This window comes from Pantoea sp. GbtcB22, assembly GCF_019091025.1.
In the GTDB taxonomy this organism is placed as follows: domain Bacteria; phylum Pseudomonadota; class Gammaproteobacteria; order Enterobacterales; family Enterobacteriaceae; genus Pantoea; species Pantoea leporis.
Genome location: NZ_JAGXKB010000848.1, coordinates 1 through 236 on the forward strand (window position 1 = coordinate 1; position 236 = coordinate 236).

At 54.7% G+C, this 236-nt stretch carries 1 protein-coding gene; it reads right to left on the reverse strand.

Annotated features, from left to right (window positions below):
* Nucleotides 1-236 (reverse strand): MazG nucleotide pyrophosphohydrolase domain-containing protein (locus tag KVT28_RS26850; protein WP_305801839.1); only part of this gene is annotated, 236 nt, incomplete at both ends.

Genomic DNA, 236 nt, shown 5'->3' on the forward strand with positions numbered 1-236 from the left:
CCGGCCAGCGCGGAGTGCTGCGATTTTTCTGCGCGTTCTCTGTGCTTGATGGCTTCCCAGTTTTTCACCACTTCTTCGCTGGTTGCAGCCAGAACATCGCCAAAAATGTGCGGATGACGGCGCTCAAGTTTGTCGCTGATGGCGTTGCAGATGTCATCGAAATTTAAGCGCTGCTGCTCATCGGCCATCTGCGCGTAGAACACTACCTGAAACAGCAGATGGCCAAGTTCACCGCG